Origin of the sequence: Aidingimonas halophila (assembly GCF_900106955.1) — a bacterium.
Classification (GTDB): domain Bacteria; phylum Pseudomonadota; class Gammaproteobacteria; order Pseudomonadales; family Halomonadaceae; genus Aidingimonas; species Aidingimonas halophila.
On the sequence record NZ_FNNI01000003.1, the window covers coordinates 306,112 to 327,962 of the forward strand.

Annotated in this window: 23 protein-coding genes and 1 other RNA gene; 13 read left to right on the top strand and 11 right to left on the bottom strand. The window is 59.3% G+C overall.

Annotated features, from left to right (window positions below; all coding sequences use genetic code 11):
• Positions 1-3: 3 nt before the first annotated feature.
• Positions 4-678, bottom strand: coding sequence for a ribose-5-phosphate isomerase RpiA (gene rpiA / locus BLW01_RS07375; protein ID WP_092568852.1), 675 nt, complete (start codon positions 676-678; stop codon positions 4-6).
• Positions 679-831: 153 nt separating this feature from the next.
• Between rpiA and ilvA the strand changes: the two genes are divergently transcribed.
• On the top strand, positions 832-2,346 hold the full coding sequence (ilvA, locus tag BLW01_RS07380) for a threonine ammonia-lyase, biosynthetic (RefSeq protein ID WP_092568853.1): 1,515 nt from the start codon (positions 832-834) through the stop codon (positions 2,344-2,346).
• A gap of 253 nt (positions 2,347-2,599) precedes the next feature.
• Here the strand turns inward: ilvA and BLW01_RS07385 are convergent, their stop codons facing one another.
• From BLW01_RS07385 to BLW01_RS07395, 3 genes are all read right to left on the bottom strand, one after another.
• Entirely contained in the window at positions 2,600-3,235 is a 636-nt protein-coding gene (locus tag BLW01_RS07385) for a 5-formyltetrahydrofolate cyclo-ligase (protein ID WP_092568854.1), read from the bottom strand.
• Positions 3,236-3,270: 35 nt separating this feature from the next.
• A non-coding RNA gene (gene ssrS / locus BLW01_RS07390) (6S RNA) lies at positions 3,271-3,455 on the bottom strand.
• A 46-nt stretch (positions 3,456-3,501) separates the two neighbouring features.
• The gene (locus tag BLW01_RS07395) at positions 3,502-3,798 is read right to left on the bottom strand and encodes a cell division protein ZapA (RefSeq protein ID WP_092568855.1); all 297 of its coding nucleotides are present in this window, start codon (positions 3,796-3,798) and stop codon (positions 3,502-3,504) included.
• A gap of 130 nt (positions 3,799-3,928) precedes the next feature.
• On the opposite strand from BLW01_RS07395, the gene BLW01_RS07400 reads away from it, so the two are divergent.
• Genes BLW01_RS07400 through BLW01_RS07415 form a run of 4 tightly spaced genes read left to right on the top strand, consistent with a single transcriptional unit; the run spans position 3,929 to position 8,315 of the window.
• On the top strand, positions 3,929-4,522 hold the full coding sequence (locus BLW01_RS07400; RefSeq protein ID WP_092568856.1) for a UPF0149 family protein: 594 nt from the start codon (positions 3,929-3,931) through the stop codon (positions 4,520-4,522).
• Positions 4,523-4,527: 5 nt separating this feature from the next.
• Positions 4,528-5,859: a Xaa-Pro aminopeptidase gene (gene pepP, locus BLW01_RS07405; RefSeq protein ID WP_373294178.1), complete on the top strand. Its 1,332-nt coding sequence runs from the start codon at positions 4,528-4,530 to the stop codon at positions 5,857-5,859.
• Positions 5,852-7,063 (top strand): 2-octaprenyl-6-methoxyphenyl hydroxylase, encoded by a 1,212-nt coding sequence (gene ubiH, locus BLW01_RS07410; protein ID WP_092568858.1) that lies wholly within the window; start codon positions 5,852-5,854, stop codon positions 7,061-7,063. The genes pepP and ubiH overlap by 8 nt, the downstream gene beginning before the upstream one ends.
• Positions 7,064-7,073: 10 nt before the next feature.
• Positions 7,074-8,315 carry a UbiH/UbiF/VisC/COQ6 family ubiquinone biosynthesis hydroxylase gene (locus BLW01_RS07415; protein ID WP_092569028.1) on the top strand — a complete coding sequence of 414 codons (1,242 nt, stop codon included), beginning with the start codon at positions 7,074-7,076 and terminating at the stop codon, positions 8,313-8,315.
• Here the strand turns inward: BLW01_RS07415 and BLW01_RS07420 are convergent.
• The 3 genes from BLW01_RS07420 to gpmI all read right to left on the bottom strand — a co-directional run bounded on the left by BLW01_RS07420 (position 8,312) and on the right by gpmI (position 12,472).
• Entirely contained in the window at positions 8,312-9,604 is a 1,293-nt protein-coding gene (locus tag BLW01_RS07420; protein WP_092568859.1) for a S41 family peptidase, read from the bottom strand. The two genes, BLW01_RS07415 and BLW01_RS07420, sit on opposite strands and share 4 nt — an antisense overlap.
• A gap of 116 nt (positions 9,605-9,720) precedes the next feature.
• Entirely contained in the window at positions 9,721-10,869 is a 1,149-nt protein-coding gene (locus BLW01_RS07425; RefSeq protein WP_229806446.1) for a murein hydrolase activator EnvC family protein, read from the bottom strand.
• A gap of 22 nt (positions 10,870-10,891) precedes the next feature.
• The gene (gpmI, locus tag BLW01_RS07430) at positions 10,892-12,472 is read right to left on the bottom strand and encodes a 2,3-bisphosphoglycerate-independent phosphoglycerate mutase (protein WP_092568860.1); all 1,581 of its coding nucleotides are present in this window, start codon (positions 12,470-12,472) and stop codon (positions 10,892-10,894) included.
• Positions 12,473-12,692: 220 nt separating this feature from the next.
• On the opposite strand from gpmI, the gene BLW01_RS07435 reads away from it, so the two are divergent.
• The 6 genes from BLW01_RS07435 to ruvX all read left to right on the top strand — a co-directional run bounded on the left by BLW01_RS07435 (position 12,693) and on the right by ruvX (position 16,611).
• Positions 12,693-13,115 carry a rhodanese-like domain-containing protein gene (locus BLW01_RS07435; RefSeq protein WP_092569030.1) on the top strand — a complete coding sequence of 141 codons (423 nt, stop codon included), beginning with the start codon at positions 12,693-12,695 and terminating at the stop codon, positions 13,113-13,115.
• 63 nt (positions 13,116-13,178) lie between these two features.
• The gene (gene secB / locus BLW01_RS07440; RefSeq protein ID WP_092568861.1) at positions 13,179-13,700 is read left to right on the top strand and encodes a protein-export chaperone SecB; all 522 of its coding nucleotides are present in this window, start codon (positions 13,179-13,181) and stop codon (positions 13,698-13,700) included.
• A gap of 9 nt (positions 13,701-13,709) precedes the next feature.
• The gene (locus BLW01_RS07445; RefSeq protein ID WP_092568862.1) at positions 13,710-14,447 is read left to right on the top strand and encodes a 16S rRNA (uracil(1498)-N(3))-methyltransferase; all 738 of its coding nucleotides are present in this window, start codon (positions 13,710-13,712) and stop codon (positions 14,445-14,447) included.
• An 87-nt stretch (positions 14,448-14,534) separates the two neighbouring features.
• Positions 14,535-15,518 (top strand): glutathione synthase, encoded by a 984-nt coding sequence (gene gshB / locus BLW01_RS07450; RefSeq protein WP_092568863.1) that lies wholly within the window; start codon positions 14,535-14,537, stop codon positions 15,516-15,518.
• Between the two features lie 76 nt (positions 15,519-15,594).
• Positions 15,595-16,152 carry a YqgE/AlgH family protein gene (locus BLW01_RS07455; RefSeq protein WP_092568864.1) on the top strand — a complete coding sequence of 186 codons (558 nt, stop codon included), beginning with the start codon at positions 15,595-15,597 and terminating at the stop codon, positions 16,150-16,152.
• A 3-nt stretch (positions 16,153-16,155) separates the two neighbouring features.
• A complete protein-coding gene (gene ruvX / locus BLW01_RS07460; protein WP_092568865.1) occupies positions 16,156-16,611 on the top strand; it encodes a Holliday junction resolvase RuvX in 456 nt (151 codons plus the stop codon).
• A 16-nt stretch (positions 16,612-16,627) separates the two neighbouring features.
• Here ruvX and BLW01_RS07465 read toward each other — a convergent pair whose 3' ends face one another.
• From BLW01_RS07465 to uraD, 4 genes are all read right to left on the bottom strand, one after another.
• On the bottom strand, positions 16,628-17,275 hold the full coding sequence (locus BLW01_RS07465) for a hypothetical protein (RefSeq protein ID WP_229806448.1): 648 nt from the start codon (positions 17,273-17,275) through the stop codon (positions 16,628-16,630).
• A gap of 134 nt (positions 17,276-17,409) precedes the next feature.
• Positions 17,410-18,441 (bottom strand): aspartate carbamoyltransferase, encoded by a 1,032-nt coding sequence (locus tag BLW01_RS07470; protein WP_092568867.1) that lies wholly within the window; start codon positions 18,439-18,441, stop codon positions 17,410-17,412.
• Between the two features lie 94 nt (positions 18,442-18,535).
• Entirely contained in the window at positions 18,536-19,375 is an 840-nt protein-coding gene (locus BLW01_RS07475; RefSeq protein WP_092569031.1) for an IclR family transcriptional regulator, read from the bottom strand.
• Between the two features lie 88 nt (positions 19,376-19,463).
• Positions 19,464-19,991 (bottom strand): 2-oxo-4-hydroxy-4-carboxy-5-ureidoimidazoline decarboxylase, encoded by a 528-nt coding sequence (gene uraD, locus BLW01_RS07480; protein WP_092568868.1) that lies wholly within the window; start codon positions 19,989-19,991, stop codon positions 19,464-19,466.
• A 197-nt stretch (positions 19,992-20,188) separates the two neighbouring features.
• On the opposite strand from uraD, the gene uraH reads away from it, so the two are divergent.
• Positions 20,189-20,542, top strand: a complete 354-nt coding sequence (gene uraH / locus BLW01_RS07485) for a hydroxyisourate hydrolase (RefSeq protein ID WP_092568869.1) — start codon at positions 20,189-20,191, stop codon at positions 20,540-20,542.
• Between the two features lie 55 nt (positions 20,543-20,597).
• Positions 20,598-21,803 (top strand): urate hydroxylase PuuD, encoded by a 1,206-nt coding sequence (locus BLW01_RS07490; protein ID WP_092568870.1) that lies wholly within the window; start codon positions 20,598-20,600, stop codon positions 21,801-21,803.
• The last annotated feature ends 48 nt before the right edge of the window (positions 21,804-21,851 follow it).

Genomic DNA, 21,851 nt, shown 5'->3' on the forward strand with positions numbered 1-21,851 from the left:
CGGTCAGCCGGGCAGTATCCGTTCCACGCCCTGGTCGGTTCCCAACAGGAGACGGTCCGCTCCGCGGGCGGCGAACAAGCCATTGGTGACAACCCCGACAATGGCATTGAGACGGGCTTCCATGGTGAGCGGGTCATCGATCATGAAGTCGTGACAATCAATGATCTGGTTGCCGTTATCGGTCACGACACCCTGCCGATAGACGGGATCGGCGCCGAGCTTGACCAGTTCGCGGGCCACATAGGAGCGTGCCATGGGAATGACTTCCACGGGCAAGGGAAATGCGCCCAGGCGCTCGACCTGTTTGGACTGGTCAGCAATGCAGAAGAATCGCTCGGAGCAGGCGGCGACGATCTTCTCCCGCGTCAAGGCGGCTCCGCCTCCCTTGATCATCTGCAGTCGAGGGTTTATTTCGTCGGCGCCATCGACATAAACAGGTAATGTACCGGCTTCATTTAGCTCGAATACCTCGATACCATGACGCCTCAACCGCTCGGCTGTGGCTTCGGAGCTGGCTACCGCACCCTTGAAGTCATCCCGTAAAGCAGCCAGACGGTCGATGAATCTATCCGCTGTGGAGCCGGTGCCGACACCGATGACGGTATTACGTGCCAGCAGGGGTCGAATATCGTCGAGCGCGGCGGCAGCGACGGCATCCTTGAGTTCGTCTTGGGTCATGGCGGTCTCGCTATGTTGTCACGGAATGAGAAAAACGTCGGCCATTATAGGTGAGTCCCGCCGGTCTGTGGATGGGCAGATATTGCGTCATGCTGGACTCAGGGATGGCAATTCTGTTAACAATTGGAACTTTTCCCCGTTTGGGACATCAGGATGCTAGAAGACACCGTCAAGAAAATACTCAATGCCCGGGTCTATGATGCGGCCCGCGAAACCCCGATTTCACCGGCATCCTTCCTGTCTCGTCGATTGCACAACCAGATCCTCATCAAGCGCGAAGACTTGCAGCCGGTTCATTCGTTCAAGTTGCGTGGTGCCTATAACAAGATGGCGCAACTCAGCGATGAACAAAAAGCCAAGGGGGTAATTGCTGCATCGGCGGGCAATCACGCTCAAGGGCTTGCCATGTCGGCAAAATTGATGGGCGTCAAGGCGGTGATCGTGATGCCACGCATCACCCCGGATATCAAGGTGCAGGCGGTGCGTTCCTGGGGAGCCAAGGTCATACTCAAAGGCGATGCGTTCTCGGTTGCTGCCGATCATGCCAATGAGTTGATCGCCGAACATGGCTATACCTACATTCCCCCTTTCGATGACATTGATGTAATCGCTGGGCAGGGAACCATCGGCGTGGAGATACTACGCCAGCACAGTGGCCGTCTCGATGCCGTCTTCGTGCCCGTCGGGGGGGGCGGCTTGATCGCCGGTGTGGCTGCCTATATCAAGTATCTGCGTCCCGACATCAAGGTGATTGGTGTCGAATCCGAGGATAGTGCCTGTTTCAAGGCGGCGTTGGCGGCCAACAAGCGGGTCACCCTCGATCAGGTCGGTGTGTTTGCCGAAGGGGTCGCCGTGGCCCAGATCGGTAAGGTGCCTTTTGCCCTGGCCAAGGATCTGGTCGATGATGTCATCACGGTCAATGCCGATGAGATGTGCGCTGCGGTCAAGGATATCTTCGAGGATACGCGAGCCGTGTCCGAGACCTCGGGCGCGCTATCTCTGGCTGGTCTCAAGAAGTACATACAGCAGACGGGCGCCAGGGATGAAACCCTGCTCTGTATCAATTCCGGTGCCAATACCAATTTCGATCGGTTACAGCACATTGCCGAACGTACCGAGCTAGGTGAGCAACGGGAAGCCATACTGGCGGTCACGATTCCCGAGCACCCGGGCAGTTTCAAGAAATTCTGCAGGACGATCGGCAAACGTATGGTGACCGAGTTCAACTATCGTTATGCCGATCCCGAACAGGCCCATATTTTCGTGGGGGTGAAAGTCAAGCCGGGAGGCGAGGATCGCCAGGCCGTCATCGACAAACTCGAAACGTCGGGGTATCCCGTCGTGGATCTCACCGATGACGAATTGGCCAAGTTGCATATTCGCCATCTCGGTGGTGGACGACCCAAGGAGGTGTTCGAAGAAGAGGTCTATCGTTTCGAATTTCCCGAGCGGCCCGGGGCACTCATGAACTTCCTGACACACCTGCCGGCAGACTGGAATATCTCGTTATTCCATTATCGCAACCATGGTGCGGCCTATGGCCGTGTACTGGTGGGAATGCATGTGCCCAATGGCGACCGGACACATGTCGAAGAGTACTTCGATAAGATCGGTTATCGTTACTGGAAGGAGTCCGATAATCCGGCCTATCGGTTATTCATGGCCTGAAGTGAGTGATGACTTACGCTATGGTGACCGTATGCTCTGCATTTTGTTACAAGGAATTCAGCAACCAGACATTGCCATACTCCGGCATTAGGTCCTATAGTTCGCCCAGTCGTCAGGCACTTTTGCCTGGATGTTCAATAAAAACTGTTACGGGGTTGATAATGAAACGCAAGCCAGACTTGGTGATGTCACTGGCGTTGCTCTTTTGCATTGGTGTCGTAGCGACTGGCTACGCTCAAGCCGTCGGCGGAAGCTAACTTTTCTCTTTGTCATTCGCTGGCCAGAGCGTCTGTGTATCACTGACGATGGCGTCCAGCGGAACGTCCCAGTCCGCAGCCGGGAGATGTTCGACCTCCTGGCAGGTGTGGGCGACACCGATCAGCGTGGGCCGGGGGCGTCGCTGACGCGTGAAGGCCAGACTTCGATCATAGAAACCGCCCCCCATACCCAGGCGTTGGCCTTGGGCATCGAATCCCACCAGTGGCAGCAATATCAGATCCAGCACCCATGCCGGCCGACGCCGGGCCCGGTGCGCACCGTATCGGGTATCCGGTTCATGAATACCGAAGCGATTACGGCGCATGGGGGTATGGCGATGGTAGCGCACGAACCACAAGCAGTTATGTTCCAGCGGTCGTAACACCGGAAGGTAGACTTCCACCCGTCGACGGTGGAACCAGTCGATCAGCGGTGTCGGGTCGATTTCCCCATCGTTGGGAAGATACAACGCGACTCGCCGTGCCCGCCAGACCGCGGGTAAGCAACGTAGACGATGACATAGCGCTTGACTGGCTTCGCGTTGCTGGCGCGCGGAGAGTGCGCGTCGGCGTCGTCTAAGCTCCCGTCGGAGTTGTCGGCGAGAGGTCGAAAAAAACGGGATGTCATTCACGGTAAGCGCTGATCCAGGCGTGACAGTACATGAATGAGTTCCCCGGAGTGCCGTTGTCGTTCTGGCCCTTGAACCCATTGGTTCAAGGTGGGTGGCCGCAGACGAGCCGTCAGGCTTTCCGTCGCACGGACATGCACACGGGCCCGTCTAGCATTTGGCCCCCTAGGTACTGCGCATAGGCTCGAGGGACGATAACGACTGGCGAACACCCCAGGGAACGTTTCCCATCCTAGCAGAGCGTGGCGTTGTGCCAAAGTGAGGATTGCTCAACGTGAGGTCTCGTTCAGTGCTTTGTCGAGGCGTTCACCAAGCTGGCTGAGAGTTTCTTCACTCGCCTTGCGTTCTTCCAGTACACGCAGTAATTCATGGGTAATGTTGAGAGCTGCCATGATGGCGATCTTTTCATTACCCAGCACTTTGCCACGCGAGTGAATACCGTGCATGGCACGATCCAGATATCGCGCCGCACGCTCGAGATCTTCCTGTTCCTCGGGCGGACAGGCGATCACATAACTGCGTCCCAAAAGCGTGATTTCCGAGGTGGGCCGCGAATCGTCGGTCATGAGTCACTCCGGTACGGGCCAAGCGATGGCCCGATACGTTATTATGGGAGGCGTGAATTCACTATAAGAGAGCAACTCGCCAGCGGTCAACGCGCATTGAGCGGTATTGGCGAGGCTCAGGAAGTAAACGATGTCCTTGATCAACGAACGTCTCGATTTTTCCGCTATCGCCGATCTGTTTCTGCTGCATGGCAGCCTTCAATCGCCCGCCTTTCTCGATGGTCGGCTGGCTGCCAATCTGGGGCTGCACGACATATCCGCAGAGGCGTGGCTGGCTGAGGTCTGCGCCTCCCTGGGCGTCGAACAACCCCGTGATCCCGCCAGTGCGGAAGGGTTTCTGAACTGGCGGCGCCAGGCACTGGAGGCGTTGTCTGCCTCAGAGTTGAATTATGACCCGCTACTGCCCGACGAGTTGTTCTCATTGACCGAGCAGGCCCGTGGTCTCCAGGAGTGGAGTCAAGGGTTTCTCGAAGTCGTCGATGAAGTGGGCGTGGATAAACGCGAGACGTGGCCGGCGAACTTGCGAGAGGCGCTGGAAGATCTCGAGGCATTGACGGCCATGGAGGTCGAACTCGATGAGGATAGTGACAACGAGAACGACTTGTTCGCCTTGACCGAGCATGCCCGGATGGTTGCCATGCTGCTGTACACTGAACAACATCCCGGCCAGCCCCAGGTCGATCAAGTGGAAGATCCTTCCGGCGCCGCCAACGAGGAGCACTGATATCCATGGACAGGCTGTCCCGTCCCGAACCGATTGCACTGGAAGAGTACCGGCAACGTCGTGCCAGTTTGATGGCAACACTTCCGGAAGACAGTGCCATCCTCATGTCATCGGCCTCGCTGGTGACACGCAGTCATGACAGCGATTACCCCTTTCGCCAGGATAGTGATTTTCATTACCTTACCGGCTTTCCCGAACCGGAGGCATTGCTTGTGCTGCTGCCGGATCGGTGCGGAGGGCGAGCGGTGCTGTTCTGTCAGGACCGTGATCCGACGCAGGAAGCCTGGACAGGACGCCGATACGGAGCCGAAGGCGCCGTTACCGCTTTCGGACTCGATGAGGCCTTCGAGAATGCCGAACGTGAGTCACGACTTCCGGAACTGCTGGATGGCCGCCGTTCGCTTTATCTGCCCCTTGATGATAGCCGGACCCGAGCCCTGGCCGACATGAGCCGCACTCGGCTGCTGGCCAGACAGCGCCAGGGGGCCGTGGCGCCGGTTGCCTATCACGACGTCACGGCAACGCTTCATGAGACTCGCCTGATCAAGAGTGACGCCGAGTTGAAGCTGATGCGCCATGCCGCGACGATTTCCGCCCGGGCGCATTGTCGAGCCATGCGCGCCGCTCAGGCCGGACTACGGGAATACCATCTGCAGGCCGAAATCGAGCATGAGTTTCGTTGGCAAGGGGCTTCCGGACCGGCATACGATACGATCGTTGGTAGTGGTGACAATGCCTGTGTGCTGCATTACATCGAGAACGACGATGTCTTGAACGACGGTGATCTGGTATTGATCGATGCCGGTGCGGAATTCGATCTCTATGCTGGCGATATTACCCGGACCTTCCCGGTAAGTGGACGGTTCAGCGATGCCCAGCGGGCGCTCTACGAGGTGGTGCTCCACGCCCAACAGCGCGCCGTGGATGCAGTCCGACCGGATGCCACGCTCGCCGATATTCATGCGGGAGTTGTCCGTGACCTGACGGCCGGCCTGATCGAGCTGGGATTGTTGTCGGGTGAGCTACAAACCTGCATCGATGACGAGAGTTACCGGCGTTTCTACCTGCACTCGACCTCGCATTGGTTGGGATTGGATGTCCACGATGTCGGTAGCTATCGCCTCGCCGGAGAGCCTCGTCGACTCGAACCCGGGATGGTGCTGACGGTCGAGCCGGGGCTCTATATTCCGGATGCTGACGATATTCCCGTTCGCTATCGTGGTATCGGCATTCGCATCGAGGATGATGTGGTCGTCACGACCGAGGGTGGTGAGGTGTTGACCGCGGCCGTGCCCAAGCAGGTCAGTGACATCGAGGCATGGATGAGCGATGTCTGATTCCGTACAACGGTCTGTCGATATTGCCATCGTCGGGGGCGGCCTGGTCGGTGCCAGCCTGGCCTGTGCGTTGACTCCCTACATCGATCGCCATGGCCTCGAAGTGGCCGTCATTGAGGCGGCTCCTTTGCCCTCGACCTCCGCAACGCCTTATCAACCCAGTTTCGATGCCCGTGCCAGTGCGATTGCGTTGGGGTCGCAACAGCGATTCACGGCCTTTGGTCTATGGTCGGCCCTGGCTGAGCACGCCGAGCCGATTCGGACCATTCATGTCAGTGAGCGTGGACGCTGGGGCGCAGCGCGTCTCCATGCTCACGAATTGGGGGTCGATGCGCTGGGTCATGTGATTCCCAATGCCTGGATAGGTCGCGTGCTGCACCAGCACCTGGAACGGCTATCATTACAGTGGCACTGTCCGGCACGTGTCGAGTCGATCACAGCCCAAGCCGGTGGACACCGTCTCGTACTGTCGGACGGCTCCGACCTGACAGCGGCGTTGACCGTGCTGGCCGATGGGGGACGTTCGGGGCTCAAGGAAGCATTGGGAATCGACAGTCAGGCTTCGTCCTATGAGCAGACGGCAGTGATCACGACGGTGGAAGTCAGCCGACCGCATGGCGGTGTGGCCTATGAACGTTTCACTCCCGCAGGTCCCCTGGCACTCCTGCCCTTGCGCGGGCAGCGCATGGAACTCGTCTGGACGCATCCTCAGGGCAGCGAGCAAGGCCGGCTGGGATTGGCGGATGGTGATTTCCTTGCAGCACTGCAGCGTACTTTCGGTGATCGTGTCGGGCGGTTTCGTCGCCTCGGCCAGCGCCACCATTATCCATTGTCCCTGGTGACGGCGGAAGAACCGGTTCGCCCCGGCTTGGCAGTACTGGGTAACGCAGCTCACGCGCTGCACCCGGTGGCGGGTCAAGGCTTCAATCTCGCGTTGCGGGGGGTCACGGATCTCGTGGCAGCACTCGAACATGGGCTCGCTCGCGGGCAATCACCAGGCGATATTTCACTATTGAAGGATTTCGAGCATCGACGCATGGTGGATCGTCATAACGTGATCCGATTCAGTGATGGCTTGATTCGGCTCTTCGGTATCGACCATCCGCTGTTGTCGCATGCCCGGGCGGCAGGGCTGGTCGGTCTCAATATGGTTGGCCCGCTGCGGCGTACTCTGGCGCGTCGGGCCATGGGCATAGAACGTTAACGGGATGGTGATGAGACAAGAGACGGCCGTGCAGCGGACCGAAGTGATCGTCGTGGGGGGCGGAATGGTCGGTACGACGCTGACTGCCCTGCTGGGAGAAGCGGGTGTCTCCGTCGTCCGTATCGATGCCAGGGAAGCGCCCATCGAGACCGAGACTGCCGGGCGGGGCTCGCCTGCGTTACGCGTGAGTGCCCTGACTCCCGTGTCACAGCGGCTATTATCGCACCTCGGTGTCTGGCCTCGCATGGCAGGCAGACGGGTCACGCCCTATCACCGGATGCTGGTCTGGGACGGGGAAGGCAGCGGTCGCATCCGTTTCAGTGCCGATGAAGCCGGGGTCGAGTGTCTCGGGCATATCGTCGAGAATGATGTGACGTTGGCGGCCCTCGAGGCGTGTGTCGCCGACATGCCGAATGTTCACTCCTGTTTCGGTCATCGAGTGACTGCACTGGAGACGTCGGGCGAGAGGCAATATGTCACGCTCGACGACGATCGGTGTCTATCGGCTCCCTTGGTGGTGGCAGCGGATGGTGCCGGGTCACCATTGCGTGAGATGGCCGGTATCGACAACAAGGTCCATGAGACGGGTCATCATGCGTTGGTGACTAGCGTGCGTACGGAACGTCCGCATGGCGGCATGGCCCGGCAGGTCTTCCTTGCCGGTGGGCCGCTGGCTTTCCTGCCATTGACTGTGGATGACGTCCCCAGCTATTGCTCGATCGTCTGGTCGACGACACCGGACGAAGCGGCCCATTTGCAATCGCTATCTCCGTCGGCGTTGGGGGACGCTCTGGCACGCGACAGCGACGCCTGTCTCGGGCAGGTACAAGTGATCGATCGCGTCGTCAGTTTCCCGTTGGCACAGCGCCATGCCCGTCAATATGTGAAGCCGGGGTTCGCCCTGGTGGGGGATGCCGCTCACAGCCTGCACCCGTTGGCCGGCCAAGGCGTCAATCTGGGATTGATGGATGCGGCGGTACTGGCCGAGGAGTTGCTGGACGCGCGACGACGGGGGGCGGCATTGAGCGATCCCAGAATACTGTCACGCTACGAGCGACGCCGACGCCCCGACAATACGGCGATGCTGGCACTGATGGATGGCTTTCGGCTGCTGTTCGGTACGCGCCAACCGACGCTGCGGCTGGCACGCAATCTGGGCCTGTCCAGTGTTGACCGGTTCACGTCACTCAAGCGTTTGTTGATGCACCAAGCGACCGGTGAGCGTGGCCGGTTGCCGCGGACCTGCCGTTAGCCATCCTCCGCTGGGCGGCGTTCGAGCACATTGAGCGCTTTAAGCAGATTGAGGGCTTCGCCGAGCTGGTAATCCTCGCGTGTGCGTTCCCCGCTACGACGCCGTTCACTCTCTTCGTTGCCATTGATCAGATGGCCCTCGAGATCCGATTCTCGCAATTGCAGGCCACTGTCTTCGGCGACCTCCAGGCGGCCACGCACGACCTCGACATCCGGTTCGATACCACGTGCCTGAATAGAGCGCCCATCGGGGGTGTAGTAGAGTGCCGTCGTCAGTTTGAGGCCATCACCATTGCCCAATGGCATGACCTGTTGCACGGAGCCCTTGCCGAAGCTATCGGTACCCATGACCACCGCACGGCGCTGGTCCTGCAGGGCTCCGGCCACGATCTCCGCCGCCGAGGCACTGCCCCCGTTGATCAGAACGACCAGTGGGACATCGGCTGCCACCGTGTCTGAAGACGCGGAGAAACGCCGGTCGCTGTCTTCCAGGCGTCCCTCGGTGTAGACGATCAGACCGCTGTCGAGAAACGCATCGGCGACATCCACGGCCGATTGCAACACACCGCCCGGATTGTTGCGCAAATCCAGTACCAACCCCTCGAGCGGCGCGTCTTCCTGCATGTCCGTGATGGCTTCCTGGACTTGGCTGCCGGTTCGGTTCTGAAATTGACTGATACGAAGATAGCCGTAGCCTTCTTCGAGGATTTCGTGTTTGACGCTTTCCACACGAATGTTCTCGCGGGTCAGCGTGAGGGTCCGGGGAGAGTCCTCGCCGTTGCGCATGATGGTGATCTCGACATCCTCCCCGGGATCCCCGCGCATCAACTCCACGGCTTCCTGCAGTGAGAGGTTGTCGGTAGAGGTGTCATCGATCCGCAGAATGACATCGCGTGCCTGAATGCCGGCCTCCGAGGCGGGTGTGTCGTCGATTGGCGTGATGACCGTCAACTGACCGTCTTCCATCCCGACTTCAATACCGATGCCGCCGAATTCCCCTTCGGTGGATTCACGCAGGCTTTCGAACTCCTCCTCATCCAGATAGGCCGAATGCGGATCGAGTTCCCCCAACATGCCGCGCATGGCATTGCGAAGCAGCGTACTGTCATCGACCTCTTCGACATAGGCTCGCTTGATGCGCTCGAACACCTCGGCAAGTGTCTGGACATCCTCGATCGGCAGGTCGTCTTCGATCTCGACGGATGACGTGGTCTGAGCCTGGAGAGGAAGGGGGACCAGCGCTATCGTGAATAACCAGGGAATCATGGATTTGATGGTATTGATGGACATTCGAACTCCGCAGACGGACGAGTAAACAGGACTCAGCATAGCGTCTGAACCCAGCGATTATCCAGATCGTGGCGATCTGTCGGTAACCTCATTTCGTGGCCGGACAGGGCCGCATATCATCGATTGGCAACCCACCCCTGGGGATCGATCGGATCACCATCACGACGGACCTCGAAATACAAGGCCGGGGTATCGCGACCACCACTCGTGCCAACGATACCGATAGTCTCTCCCTGGGGGACATTGTCACCGAGCGTAACCGAAAAATGCTGCAAATGGGCATGGAGCGTCATCACGCCATCGCCATGATCGAGGATCAGCAAGTTGCCGAAGCCCCGCATCCAATCGGCGAACACGACGCGACCTTCATGGACGGCATGTACTGCAGTTCCCTCCTTGGCCTGAATGACCAAGCCGTTGCGAGCAATTCCCTCGCCAGCGCCGAATACGGAACTGACCTCTCCCTGTACCGGCCAGGGAAGATCCCCTTGTGTCCGTTCGATGTCAGTGGACGGTGCGGGTTCCTCGAGTCGAGCCATGGCTTCCTGGACTTCAGAGAGAAGTTGTTCGGCATCTTCTCGGTCACGCTCCAACGCATCGAGTCGTTCGCTTTCATTGGCATAGCGGGCATCGAGTTTGGCCACCAATGCCTCGCGTTCTTCCATTCGTTCCGCCAGTTCGGCGCTCCGTTCATCCAGCTCATCACGCAACGCCGACATTTCCTGATCTCGTTGCTGCAGTGTCTCCCGGTTGTCTGCGAGCTCCTCGTCCAGTTCGGCGATCTCCTCCAATCGCTCGGTACGGGCTCTGGCAAGATGGTTGAGATAGGTCTGTAGCCGGTCCAGGCGAGCCGGGTCATCCTGATTGAGCAGCAGCTTGAGCTCGGGAGAGGTGCCCAGCCGATAGAGAGCCCCGAACTGTTTGGCGAGTTCGGCCACCTGGTCGTCGCGTTCCGCCTGAAGGGCGTCCCGCTCCTCTTCCAATGTCCGGATCCGTTCATCGAGATCGCGACGTTCGGCCTGGAGTTCATCCAGACGCCGGTGGGTATCGGCCAGCGCGGTTTCAACGTCGCGTAGCGACTCGCTTGCCTCGTCTCGAGCCTCATCGGTGTCGGCAAGACGCTCGCCCAGCGTTCGTATCTCGTCACCGATGGTCTCGAGGCGCTCCTTGACTTCCTCTTCACTGGGCTGGCCGCTCGCCGGTGACCCCATGACGATCAGGGAGAGGGCAATGACAGCGATCAACGGCCATCGGAAAACGCTCAAGTCTGCTTTCGTCCCGGTCCGGTCAGTGGGCCTGCCAGTCGATCAGTGCGTGACCGGTCATTTCATCAGGGATCGCTTCTCCCATCATCGCCAACAGCGTCGGGGCGAGATCGCAGAGACGACCGCCTTCGCGTAGCTGAGCCGGACGCTCGCCGACATAGACCAAGGGCACTTCGAAGGTCGTGTGAGCGGTATGCGGTGCACCGGTTTCCGGATTGACCATTTGTTCGGCATTGCCGTGATCGGCCGTGACCAGACACTCACCGCCGGCCCGTTGTATCGCGTCGATGACACGGCCAAGGCACTGGTCGACAGTCTCGATCGCCTTGATAGCGGCATCCAGATCTCCCGTATGACCGACCATGTCGCCATTGGCATAGTTACAAACGATCAGGTCGAATCGGCCGGCATCGATGGCGTCCACCAGGGTATCGGTCACCTCGAAGGCGCTCATCTCGGGTTTTTCGTCATAGGTCTTGACGTCTCTGGGCGACTGGATCAATTCACGCGTCTCGCCGGTGAATTCGGCCTCACGCCCGCCGGAGAAGAAAAAGGTGACATGGGCGTATTTTTCCGTCTCGGCGATACGCAGCTGGGTCTTGCCTCGCGACTCCATGACTTCGCCGAGCGTGTTGCGCAGGTCGACCGGTGGGAAGGCGGCCGGTGCCGGTAGATCAGCAGCGTAACGGGTCAGCATCACCAGGCCGTCAGCGGCGAGTTGGGGCGTTGCTCGGCGTACGAAACCGCTGAAATCCGGGTCGACGAAGGCGCGAGTCAACTCGCGGGCACGATCAGCACGGAAGTTCGCGAAGATGGCGGCGTCGCCCTCCTCCATGGTGACCGCTGTGTCATTCGGTCGGATGCTGGTGGCGGATACGAATTCATCGGTCTCGTCACGTTCATAGGCCGCTTGAAGTCCGGCTTCAGCCGAGGCGGCAACGTGCTCGCCGATACCCTCGGTCGTCAAGCGATAGGCTTTTTCGATGCGCTCCCAGCGGTTGTCGCGATCCATGGCGTAGTAGCGGCCGATCAGAGAGGCGACGAAGGCGTTGTCGCTACCGAACAGGTCGGCCAGTCGTGCATTGGCCCGCTCGATCGATGCAAGAGCGCTCTTGGGAGCCGTGTCGCGGCCATCGAGGAAAGCATGAAGATAGAGCCGCTTGGCACCACGGCGTGCGGCCAGTTCGGCGAGTGCGAGAATATGATCCTCATGGCTGTGTACGCCGCCCGGTGACAGCAGACCAAGCAGATGCACCGCTTTATCGGCGCCGACAGCGGCGTCGATGGGGGCCGTCAGGACCTCGTTGGTGACGAGCTCATCGTCGTCGATCGCCTTGGTGATGCGAGTGAAATCCTGATAGACGATACGGCCGGCGCCCAGATTCATGTGACCGACTTCGGAATTGCCCATCTGTCCGTCGGGCAGGCCGACATGGCGACCGTCGGTATGTATCAGGGTGCTGGGATAGGTCTGCTGCAGACGATCCATCACCGGTGTAGCGGCAGCGGCCACGGCATTGGCTGTCGCCGTCGGATTATGGCCGTAGCCATCGAGAATGATCAGCGCAACCGGTCGTGGCGCTGACGAAGGGGCATCGGACATGCTGTTGGCCTCACTGTTGGACGTCGAACGTGCCGGTAGCCGGATAAGGGCTCCGGGGTCGCGACTCACGGCTCCTTCAGGCATCATATCGCAGAGCGGCATGGGGCGTCAGCCCGGCCTCGGATGCAGGCCCCCATCTGGTGTATACTATGGCGCGCTCGTCGCCTCTGGCCGCGACGTCAAGACATTTGCGTTTTTTCAACAAGAGTTATCCGACCTCATGATCGATCAGCTGTTTGAATTCGTGCAGAACCATCCCCTCCTGGTGGGTGCGTTCCTGTTGGTATTGGCTGCGTGGATTGCTTACGAAGTGAAAAACAGCACCAGCAACGGAGTCACCTCAAGCGAAGCGACCCAGTTGATCAATCGCGAAGACGCGGTCGTGATCGACATCCGGGACTCGGGGGATTTCAAGGCCGGACACATTGCGGGGGCGAAGAATATTCCGCAGAGCCAACTGGACAGCCGCCTCGATAAGCTGGAAAAGTTCAAGGAGACACCGGTGATCGTTGCCTGTAAGCACGGTCAGGCGTCCGGTGCGGCCCAAGCCAAGCTCGCCAAGGCCGGATTCACTCGAGCTTACAAGCTCAAGGGAGGCATGGCGCAGTGGCAAGCCGATAGCCTTCCGGTGGTCAAGAAATAGCCACATACAACGCGCGACGGCAACGTCAGTTTTTTCGTTTCAGACTCTTTCAAGGACTTCAGTATGGCGGAAGATAACAATCAGCCTGAAGACGGCAACCAGCAGGCCGCTGGCGGGCAACAGGACAAGCCGCAGTTACAGTTCTCGCTGCAGCGTATCTATGTCAAGGATATTTCGTTCGAATCGCCCAGCGCGCCTGAGGTGTTCAAGCAGCCGTTCAAGCCCAAGGTCGGTCTCGATCTCAACACCTTCAGTGAAAAGGTCAGCGATGATCAGTACGAAGTCGTGATCAAGGTCACCGCCCAGGTGTCACATAGCGAGAGTGGCAATACCTCGTTTCTCGCTGAAATTCAGCAGGCCGGACTGTTCCGCATCGGGGGGCTCGAAGGCGAGCAGTTGGAACACACGCTCGAGGCGTTCTGCCCCAATCTGCTCTTCCCCTATGCGCGGGAGTGCATCGACAATCTCGTCAATCGTGGCGGTTTCCCACCGTTGATGCTGGCGCCGGTCAACTTCGAAGCGATGTATGCCCGCAAGAAGAAACGGGCTGCTGAACAAGGACAAGGTACCGAAACCACTCAGTAAGGTTCGGCAATCGTGTCATTACCTCGCATCCATGTCGCCGCCGAGCTCGTTGCCGGCGGCGAACTCATTCTACCGGAAGCCGCGGCACGGCATGTGGCGCTGGTGTTGCGCATGCGTCGTGGCGATACGTTGACCTTGTTCGACGGGGCAGGTCACGAAGCGTGCGCGACGCTCGTCGACGTGGATCGCAAGCGTGTCGCGGTACAGATTGATGCTGTCGGTGCCGGTCAGGGCGAATCCCCTCTTGTCGTCCATCTCGGTCAGGCGATCTCCAAGGGGGACCGCATGGATTACGCCATCCAGAAAGCTGTCGAACTGGGAGTGGCGGCCATTACGCCTCTCTATACAGCCCATGGTGACGTGCGACTCAAGGGTGAGCGTCAGGCCAAGAAACTGGCACATTGGCAGGCGGTCGCCGCCAGTGCATGCGAACAGTGCGGTCGTGCCACCCTACCTCCTGTCCATGCGCCCTCGTCGCTGGCTGACTGGCTGACAGGGCGTGACGAGGCCTTGCGCCTCATGCTGCACCCCGCTGCCGAACATCACGGCCTCGATGGAGACATTCCCGCGTCGGCCGCGCTGTTGATCGGTCCTGAAGGAGGCCTCTCCCCCACCGAAGTCGATGCCGCCCGGGAAGCCGGATTCTCGGCGCTGTCGCTGGGACCGCGCATCCTGCGTACCGAAACCGCGCCCGTGGTAGCCCTCAGCCTGTTGCAGTTCCGGTTCGGCGACCTGCGCAGGGCCTGATCCTGTCCTGTGTCAACGGGGCGCTTGGTCTCCCCGATATGCTGGGTCATACTGCGCTCATCGTTGAAACATCTTGGAAAGGTCACGATGAGCGAACGCGCACTCAGGGTCGGAGTGGTGATGGATCCCATCGCCGACATCGCCTACAAGAAGGACTCGACATTGGCCATGCTGTGGGCCATCCAGGCTCGCGGCTGGTCGCTGTATTACATGGAGCCGGACGAGCTGTTTCTTCAGGATGGTCGGGCCTGGAGTCGGATGCGAGAGCTCGAGGCCTATCATGACTCCGAGCGCTGGTATGACCTGGGGACCCCTCAGGTCCAGCCGCTTGCCGAACTCGATGTCATCTTGATGCGCCAGGACCCGCCGGTAGATAGCCATTTTCTCAACGTCGTTCATCTGCTGGGTTTTGCCGAGCGTGAGGGCGTGCTGGTGGTCAACCCGACCCGGGCGTTGCTGGAGTGCAACGAGAAGCTCTTTGCCCAGCAGTTCCCGCACTGCTGTGCGCCGACCCAGGTATCATGCGATGAAAAGATCCTGCGGGCGTTTCATGGCGAACATGGCGACGTGATTTTCAAGCCGTTGGACGGCATGGGAGGCAGCGGGATCTTTCATGTCGGGCCGGAAGGCCGCAACCTGGGGGCGATCATCGAGACACTCACGGAGCGAGGCCGTCACCAGATCATGGCCCAACGCTATATCCCCGAGATTACCGAGGGCGATACCCGTATCCTGCTGATCGATGGGGAACCGGTACCCTACGGGTTGGCGAGGGTCCCGATGGCGGGGGAAACCCGTGGCAACCTGGCGGCCGGGGGGCGAGGAGTGAGCCGTGAACTCACGGATCGTGACCGCTGGCTGATTGCGCAGGTGCAGCCCACTCTGCGTGACAAGGGACTGTTGTTCGTGGGGCTCGACGTGATCGGGGATTATATTACCGAGATCAATGTCACCAGTCCGACGTGTATCCGCGAAATCGACGACCAGCGAGGCACCGACATTGCCGGAGATCTGATGGATGTCATCGCCCGACGTGTTGAGACCGGGCCCCGACAGGACATCAAGAAATGATACAATTCGAGATAGAGCCATAGGTAACAATGTCGGCGAGCAGTAGAGCTGATACCCGCTGCCGCCCGGGAGGCCCATGCAAACGTTGAAACACCATTTTCTGCTGGCGATGCCGCATCTCGAAGATCCCAATTTCGCCGGCAGCCTGAGTTATCTTTGCGATCATGACGACAACGGCACGATGGGCGTGATCGTCAATCGACCGCTGGATCTGACGCTGGATGCTCTGTTCGAACAACTCGATATCGATGACGAGGAGAGCCCTCATCGCGACGCACCGGTCTACTACGGTGGTCCCGTGCACAAGGATCGTGGATTCATCCTGCATCGTGGCAGTAGCCAGTCGTGGGATTCCAGTATCCAGGTGGCGGATGACATTGCGCTTACCACCTCCATGGATATGCTGCATGCCCTCGGGTCGGGGCGCGGCCCTGATGAGTTCCTGGTGTGTCTGGGGTGCTCCGGCTGGGAGGCCGGTCAGTTGGAGTCCGAAATCAAGGACAATGCCTGGCTGACCGTCGAAGGACGTGCCGATATCCTGTTCGAGGTGCCGCCGGAGCAACGCTTGAATGCGGCGGCCGGCATCCTTGGCATCGACCTGAACCTGATGAGCCGCGAGGCCGGCCATAGCTGATCCATGACGGCGACAGAGGGGCAGCGCCTGATCCTGGCGTTCGATTTCGGGACCCGTCGGATGGGCGTGGCCGTTGGTAATGAATGGATTCGGCGTGCCACGGCCCTGGATCCGATACCGGCCCGCGATGGTATTCCCGACTGGCAGCAGGTGACCCGGTTAGTCGAGGAATGGCAACCGGACCTGTTCGTGGTCGGATTGCCGCTCAACATGGACGGCTCGGAATCCGATATGAGCGTGCGGGCGCGCAAATTCGGCAATCGTCTGCATGGTCGCTATGGCAAGCCCTGCGAAATGACCGATGAACGGGGGTCCACACGTGAAGCCAAGGCGATTGCCCGTGAAGCCGGTCATAAAGGCAATTATCGCGATGAAGGGGTCGACGGCTTGTCCGCCCAGTTGATTCTCGAGGGGTACTTCGCCGCTCGGGAGGGCTTGCCGCCACGGTCACGGCCGTGACGGCTCGAGATGACATTCATGCCGTGGCGTCGGCGTAGGCTTCCCTGACATCGTCCACGGTGATGCAGGTGTATTTGTCCATGAAGAACGCCAGTGTCGAAGGACAGGCGAAACGCTCTTCGAATTCTTCTCGGTTGCCGTCACGTTCACGAACGACATGGGCACGATATTGGTCGCCGTCCCGGGCCACATGAACGGTTGCCTCAAGACCATAAACCTGCTTGTTGACGGTCAGTTCTCCGTGACGGGACAGCATGGCCTCCAACTGCTCCCCATCCTGAATCTCTTCCGACGTGGCCCAGAGGTCCTGATCGCGATCACCGTATTGGTAGAGGATGGAAATCAGCAAGGCCGAGAACACGATCCCGATCAACAACTGCGTGATCTGGGCATGCGACGGTGATGTCGTCAACAGCAGCAACGCCTGAATGATGGCACCGGCCGCCAGGAACATGGCCAATGGTCGCCAGATACGTGGGTTCATGACCCCCTTGTTGAGTGCATAACCCCATAGCCCGGCGACAGCCAAAGCACCGACGGCGACCTGGATCACGACCATCGCCGATCCGCCACCGACCATCAATGCGATCACCCCCAGGATGAGCAGCAGGCTGTATAGGGCGCCTAACATCATATAGGCTCGCTCCAGGTTCATAGGCGTCATGCCTCCCTTATCGTTCGCTCTTGTCATTGGTATCCGACCGGTTATCCGGCGATAGCTTCTCATATTCATCGCGCATGATCAGCCCTGCGAAGGTCTAGTCACGTCATGGACAGGGCTAACGACTGACCAGCGCGTCAGAAATCCGCATCATCCACGCCGATCTTGTGGGGGACAAACCAACGGACGTCACGGCGCTCCTTGTCGATCAGATGCTCGACACCCAACAGCGTCGCGAAAATCGCCATGCGTATCGGGATGCCATTGTCGGTCTGGCGAAATATTGCCAGGCGAGGATCTCCGTTAAGGTCGGGGTCGAGGTCATTGGCTTCGGACCGACTATCACGAGGCAATGGGTGCATGACGATCGTATCGCGGGCACAGTGACGGTCGAGGAACGACCGGTCAACGATGAAGTCTCGCGTAAGGCCGGTGAAACTCTCGGTCATCTCTTCAGTAAAGCGTTCCTTCTGGATTCGTGTCGTATAGATGACATCCAGATCATGAAAGTCACTGACCAGGTTATGCCGACGCTCGATACGGTGGCCGCGTGACACGGCCAGGTCGACCACATGATCCGGCATTTCCAGGCCGGGCGGTGAGACCAAGGTGATGCGCAGGGGATCGAAGAGCGACAACAGTTTGATCAGCGAGTGCACGGTGCGGCCGTACTTTAGATCGCCGGTCAGTAACAGATGAGCACCGGCCAGTGACTTGCCGAGCCGAGTGAATTCCTTGTCGATAGTATACAGGTCCAGCAATGCCTGGCTGGGATGCTCGCCGGGACCGTCGCCGCCATTGATCACCGGGACGTTGGTTGCCTGGGCGAACTCACTTACCGAGCCCTGTTCCGGGTGCCGCATGACGATGGCGTCGACATAGCCACTCATCACCCGGCTGGTATCGTAGAGTGACTCCCCCTTGGCCATCGAGGAAAAGGTGAAGCCGGTGGTATCGCAGACACTGCCTCCCAGGCGGCAGAAGGCGGTATTGAAACTGACGCGGGTTCTCGTGCTGGCCTCAAAGAACAGGTTGCCGAGCACGGCACCTTCCAGAACGCGCGTTACCTGGCGTCGTTGGGCGATGGGCTCGACCTGCCGAGCTACCTGAAAGAGATGTTCGACGCGTTCACGGGACAGGGAGTCGACTGACAACAGATGTGGCGTCATCGCGCTGGGCCTCGCAATGTGGTGTGACGAATGGCGGTGGATAGTGTAACCGCTGTCGGGTGTACGTCACGAGGCGCCTGCAAAGAAATGCGGTTCAGGCAGTGTATTCCGCTGCTTCCGGCAACCGCCCGCCCAATTGCTCCGTGATTTCACGCGCCGCGCGGCTGACCAGTCCACCGAGTTCCGCCAGGCGCGATTCGGAAATCCTGGCGACGGGGCCTGACACCGAAATGGCGGCCAATGGGCTACCCTGCTCGTCATGAATCGACGCGGCAACACAGTGCAAGCCCACAGCGTGCTCTTCACGATCGCAGGCATACCCCTGGCGCCGGATCTCGGCAAGACCTTGTCGAAGCCGGGCCGGTGTGTCGATGGTATTGTCGGTGACCCGAGGTAGGCCGCGAGCCTGCAGAATGCGTTCGATATCCTTGTCGGGAAGCCAGGCCAGCAAGGCCTTGCCCACGCCTGAGGCATGCATCGGCGCACGTGATCCCAGCGGCGTGATCATGCGCATCATCTGGGGGGATTCGCTCTGGGCCAGAAAGACTGCCATGCCATCATCGCGGATACCGAGATTGGCGGACTCACCCGTCTCTTCGGTCAGTCGGCGAAGATAAGGGCGCGCCGTCGCCACGAAATCGCGCGCTTCCAGAAAGGTATTACCGATCTGGAATGTCTTCACGCCGATTTTCCACAGACCGAGTTCGGTATCCTGTGTGATGAATCCCTGTTTGTGCAGAGCCTGTAATAATCGGTGCGTGGTCGAGGGGGCCAGACCCACGATCTGGGCGATGTCGGACAAGGCGAGGCCGAGCGGCGCTGCTGCCAGCCCCTCGAGGATATTCAAGCCACGCACCAGTGACTGGCTATGCCCGCCACTGCCCTTGCCAGAGCCGGCAGGCCGCCCCACCGTTTTGCGTTTGGTCTCCGTCACGCCTGCTTCTCCGTCACCCGTGCGTTCATTTCGCGCCATAGCATACACCTTCATGACGGTTCTGTCGTGGTGACGGAAATCGATTCCATTATCGTTCGGCGCGGGCCTCCAGGCGCAGTTGAGCAATACGGTTGATTTGATCGATGGCGGTGCGTCGTTCGTCATCCGGTGTATTGTTCAGGCGCGATTCGAAGGCCGCCAGAATCGTGTGCCGATCATTACCTTTGACGGCCATCACGAACGGGAATTCGAAGCGTTTCTTATAGGCGTCGTTGAGGCGCTCGAAACGGGCCAACTCCTCTGGCGTGCATTGATCCAGCCCCGCCCCTGCCTGTTCAAGGGTCGAATCGTCGGTCAGGTCACCCGCCACAGCGGCTTTACCCGCAAGATCGGGGTGTGCACGGATCACTGCCAGCTGTTGTTCCGGGCTCGCTTCGGACAGTACGGCGGCCATGGCGGAAGCCAAACCCGCCGGTGAGTCGTGTGCTTCGGTCAGACCTCTCTCCCAGGCGCCTTCGGCTACCCAGGGTGAATGTTCGTAAACATCGCCATAGTGGGCCACGAACGCTGTCCTATCGAGCTGACTGGGGCGCGGTGAGAGCAGTGGCGTCGTCATTATGGATTATCTCCTGCTAGTGAGTTGGCGTACTCGATACAATAACTGTATACAAAAAATCTTTGAAATGTACTCTATTAAGAGCTAAAAATGTTTTCATAGGAGTAGGGATCAGCCTAGCGGCTGTCGTTCAACCTGTCAGCGTCGTGAACGTAATGCCGCCTATCATCAATCGATAATGTTCGAGGAGAATTCCCATGGGTTACCTGACAACGCATGTATTGGACACTGCCCGTGGTCGTCCCGGCGAGGGCATCCGTATCGAAATTTTCCGTCTCGAGGGAGAACGCCGCGAGTACCTGGGCGAGGTCGTGACCAATGACGATGGACGTTGCGATGCCCCGCTTCTGGAGGGCAGCGCCTTCACCGTCGGTGAGTACGAATTGCTGTTCCATGCCGGTGATTATCTCGATCGTCATCAGGCGCCAGGGATGTCACCCCGTTTCCTTAATCGCATCCCTCTACGGTTCGGTGTCGCTGATGCCGGTGAGCACTATCACGTGCCACTGCTGTTGTCGCCGTTCGGCTATTCCTCGTATCGCGGCAGCTGAAGAGCGCACGACACGCCATCAATGAACAACAACGACATTTGCCGAGGATCTGTTCATGCCCTCATATTTGCTGGATTTCATTAACTTCATGCTGCGATGGCTGCATGTCATTGCGGCCATCGCCTGGATCGGGGAATCGATCTATTTCGTGATGCTGGATAACAGCCTGAAAACGCCCGAGGACGAGAGCAGCCGACGCAAGGGCGTTTTCGGCGAAATGTGGGCCGTACATGGTGGCGGCTTCTACCACAACCAGAAATACGCCACGAGCCCCGAAAAACTGCCGGATGACCTGCACTGGTCGTATTGGAAGTCCTATACGACCTGGTTGTCGGGATTTGCTCTGTTCGTCTTGCTCTATATGGCGAACCCGGGTTTCTATCTGGTCGATTCCGGTAACGACTGGGAATGGGCGGCGAACATGAACGGAGCGGAAGCCAATATCCTGGCGCTCGCATTCCTGTTCGGCGGCTGGGTCGTTTACAACCAGATGTGCAAGCGCATCAGCCCCAATATGGAGCGGGATGGCCTGCTTAGCCTGGCAGTGGCCGTCCTGATGGTCTTTGTCGCTTACTTGAGTACCCAACTCTTTGCCGGACGCGCCGCCTTCCTGTTGACCGGTGCCGTGATGGCGACCGCCATGTCGGCCAATGTGTTCTACTGGATCATTCCCGGACAGCGTCGCATGGTCGAGGCGATGAAGGCCGGTGAGGAGCCCGATCCGCTCGATGGCAAGCGAGGCAAGCAGCGCTCGGTACACAATACCTATTTCACTCTACCCGTGGTTCTGTTGATGATCAGCAATCATTACTCGTTCGTGTATTCCCACGAGTATGCCTGGTTGCTCATGTCGCTGTTCATCTTCGCGGGTGCCCTGATTCGTCAGTTCTTCGTACTGATGCATGCGGGATCGATTCGTCCGGCCTATCCGGCTGCCGGGGTGGCTCTGATATTGCTGGCATTCTGGATTGCGGCCCCAGCTGGCAGTTCCTCTGGGGACGAGAGCGCCGACGCTGATGGGCCGACACTGGATGAAGTCCATGCCATCGTCGAGGATCGCTGCGTCCAGTGTCACTCGTCCGACCCGAGTGAGGATGGCTACTCCTCGGCGCCCGCGGGTATTGAATACGATACCAAGGAGCAGTTGCAGAAGATGATGGCTGATACCAAGGAGGTAGTGGCCAGCGAATACATGCCGTTGGGTAACGTGACCGAAATGACCGAGGAAGAGCGGGAGGTCATCGCCGACTGGCGTGAATAAGGAGGCGTGGGTCGCTTCGTCAACGAAAGCGTATACAATGGGGTCAGA

Coding starts and splice junctions, on each gene's coding strand:
- rpiA (WP_092568852.1), bottom strand. CDS start 678: ATGACCCAAGACGAACTCAAGGATGCCGTCGCTGCCGCCGCGCTCGAC.
- ilvA (WP_092568853.1), top strand. CDS start 832: ATGCTAGAAGACACCGTCAAGAAAATACTCAATGCCCGGGTCTATGAT.
- BLW01_RS07395 (WP_092568855.1), bottom strand. CDS start 3,798: ATGACCGACGATTCGCGGCCCACCTCGGAAATCACGCTTTTGGGACGC.
- BLW01_RS07400 (WP_092568856.1), top strand. CDS start 3,929: ATGTCCTTGATCAACGAACGTCTCGATTTTTCCGCTATCGCCGATCTG.
- pepP (WP_373294178.1), top strand. CDS start 4,528: ATGGACAGGCTGTCCCGTCCCGAACCGATTGCACTGGAAGAGTACCGG.
- ubiH (WP_092568858.1), top strand. CDS start 5,852: ATGTCTGATTCCGTACAACGGTCTGTCGATATTGCCATCGTCGGGGGC.
- BLW01_RS07415 (WP_092569028.1), top strand. CDS start 7,074: ATGAGACAAGAGACGGCCGTGCAGCGGACCGAAGTGATCGTCGTGGGG.
- BLW01_RS07420 (WP_092568859.1), bottom strand. CDS start 9,604: ATGTCCATCAATACCATCAAATCCATGATTCCCTGGTTATTCACGATA.
- gpmI (WP_092568860.1), bottom strand. CDS start 12,472: ATGTCCGATGCCCCTTCGTCAGCGCCACGACCGGTTGCGCTGATCATT.
- BLW01_RS07435 (WP_092569030.1), top strand. CDS start 12,693: ATGATCGATCAGCTGTTTGAATTCGTGCAGAACCATCCCCTCCTGGTG.
- secB (WP_092568861.1), top strand. CDS start 13,179: ATGGCGGAAGATAACAATCAGCCTGAAGACGGCAACCAGCAGGCCGCT.
- gshB (WP_092568863.1), top strand. CDS start 14,535: ATGAGCGAACGCGCACTCAGGGTCGGAGTGGTGATGGATCCCATCGCC.
- BLW01_RS07455 (WP_092568864.1), top strand. CDS start 15,595: ATGCAAACGTTGAAACACCATTTTCTGCTGGCGATGCCGCATCTCGAA.
- ruvX (WP_092568865.1), top strand. CDS start 16,156: ATGACGGCGACAGAGGGGCAGCGCCTGATCCTGGCGTTCGATTTCGGG.
- BLW01_RS07465 (WP_229806448.1), bottom strand. CDS start 17,275: ATGACGCCTATGAACCTGGAGCGAGCCTATATGATGTTAGGCGCCCTA.
- BLW01_RS07470 (WP_092568867.1), bottom strand. CDS start 18,441: ATGACGCCACATCTGTTGTCAGTCGACTCCCTGTCCCGTGAACGCGTC.
- uraD (WP_092568868.1), bottom strand. CDS start 19,991: ATGACGACGCCACTGCTCTCACCGCGCCCCAGTCAGCTCGATAGGACA.
- uraH (WP_092568869.1), top strand. CDS start 20,189: ATGGGTTACCTGACAACGCATGTATTGGACACTGCCCGTGGTCGTCCC.
- BLW01_RS07490 (WP_092568870.1), top strand. CDS start 20,598: ATGCCCTCATATTTGCTGGATTTCATTAACTTCATGCTGCGATGGCTG.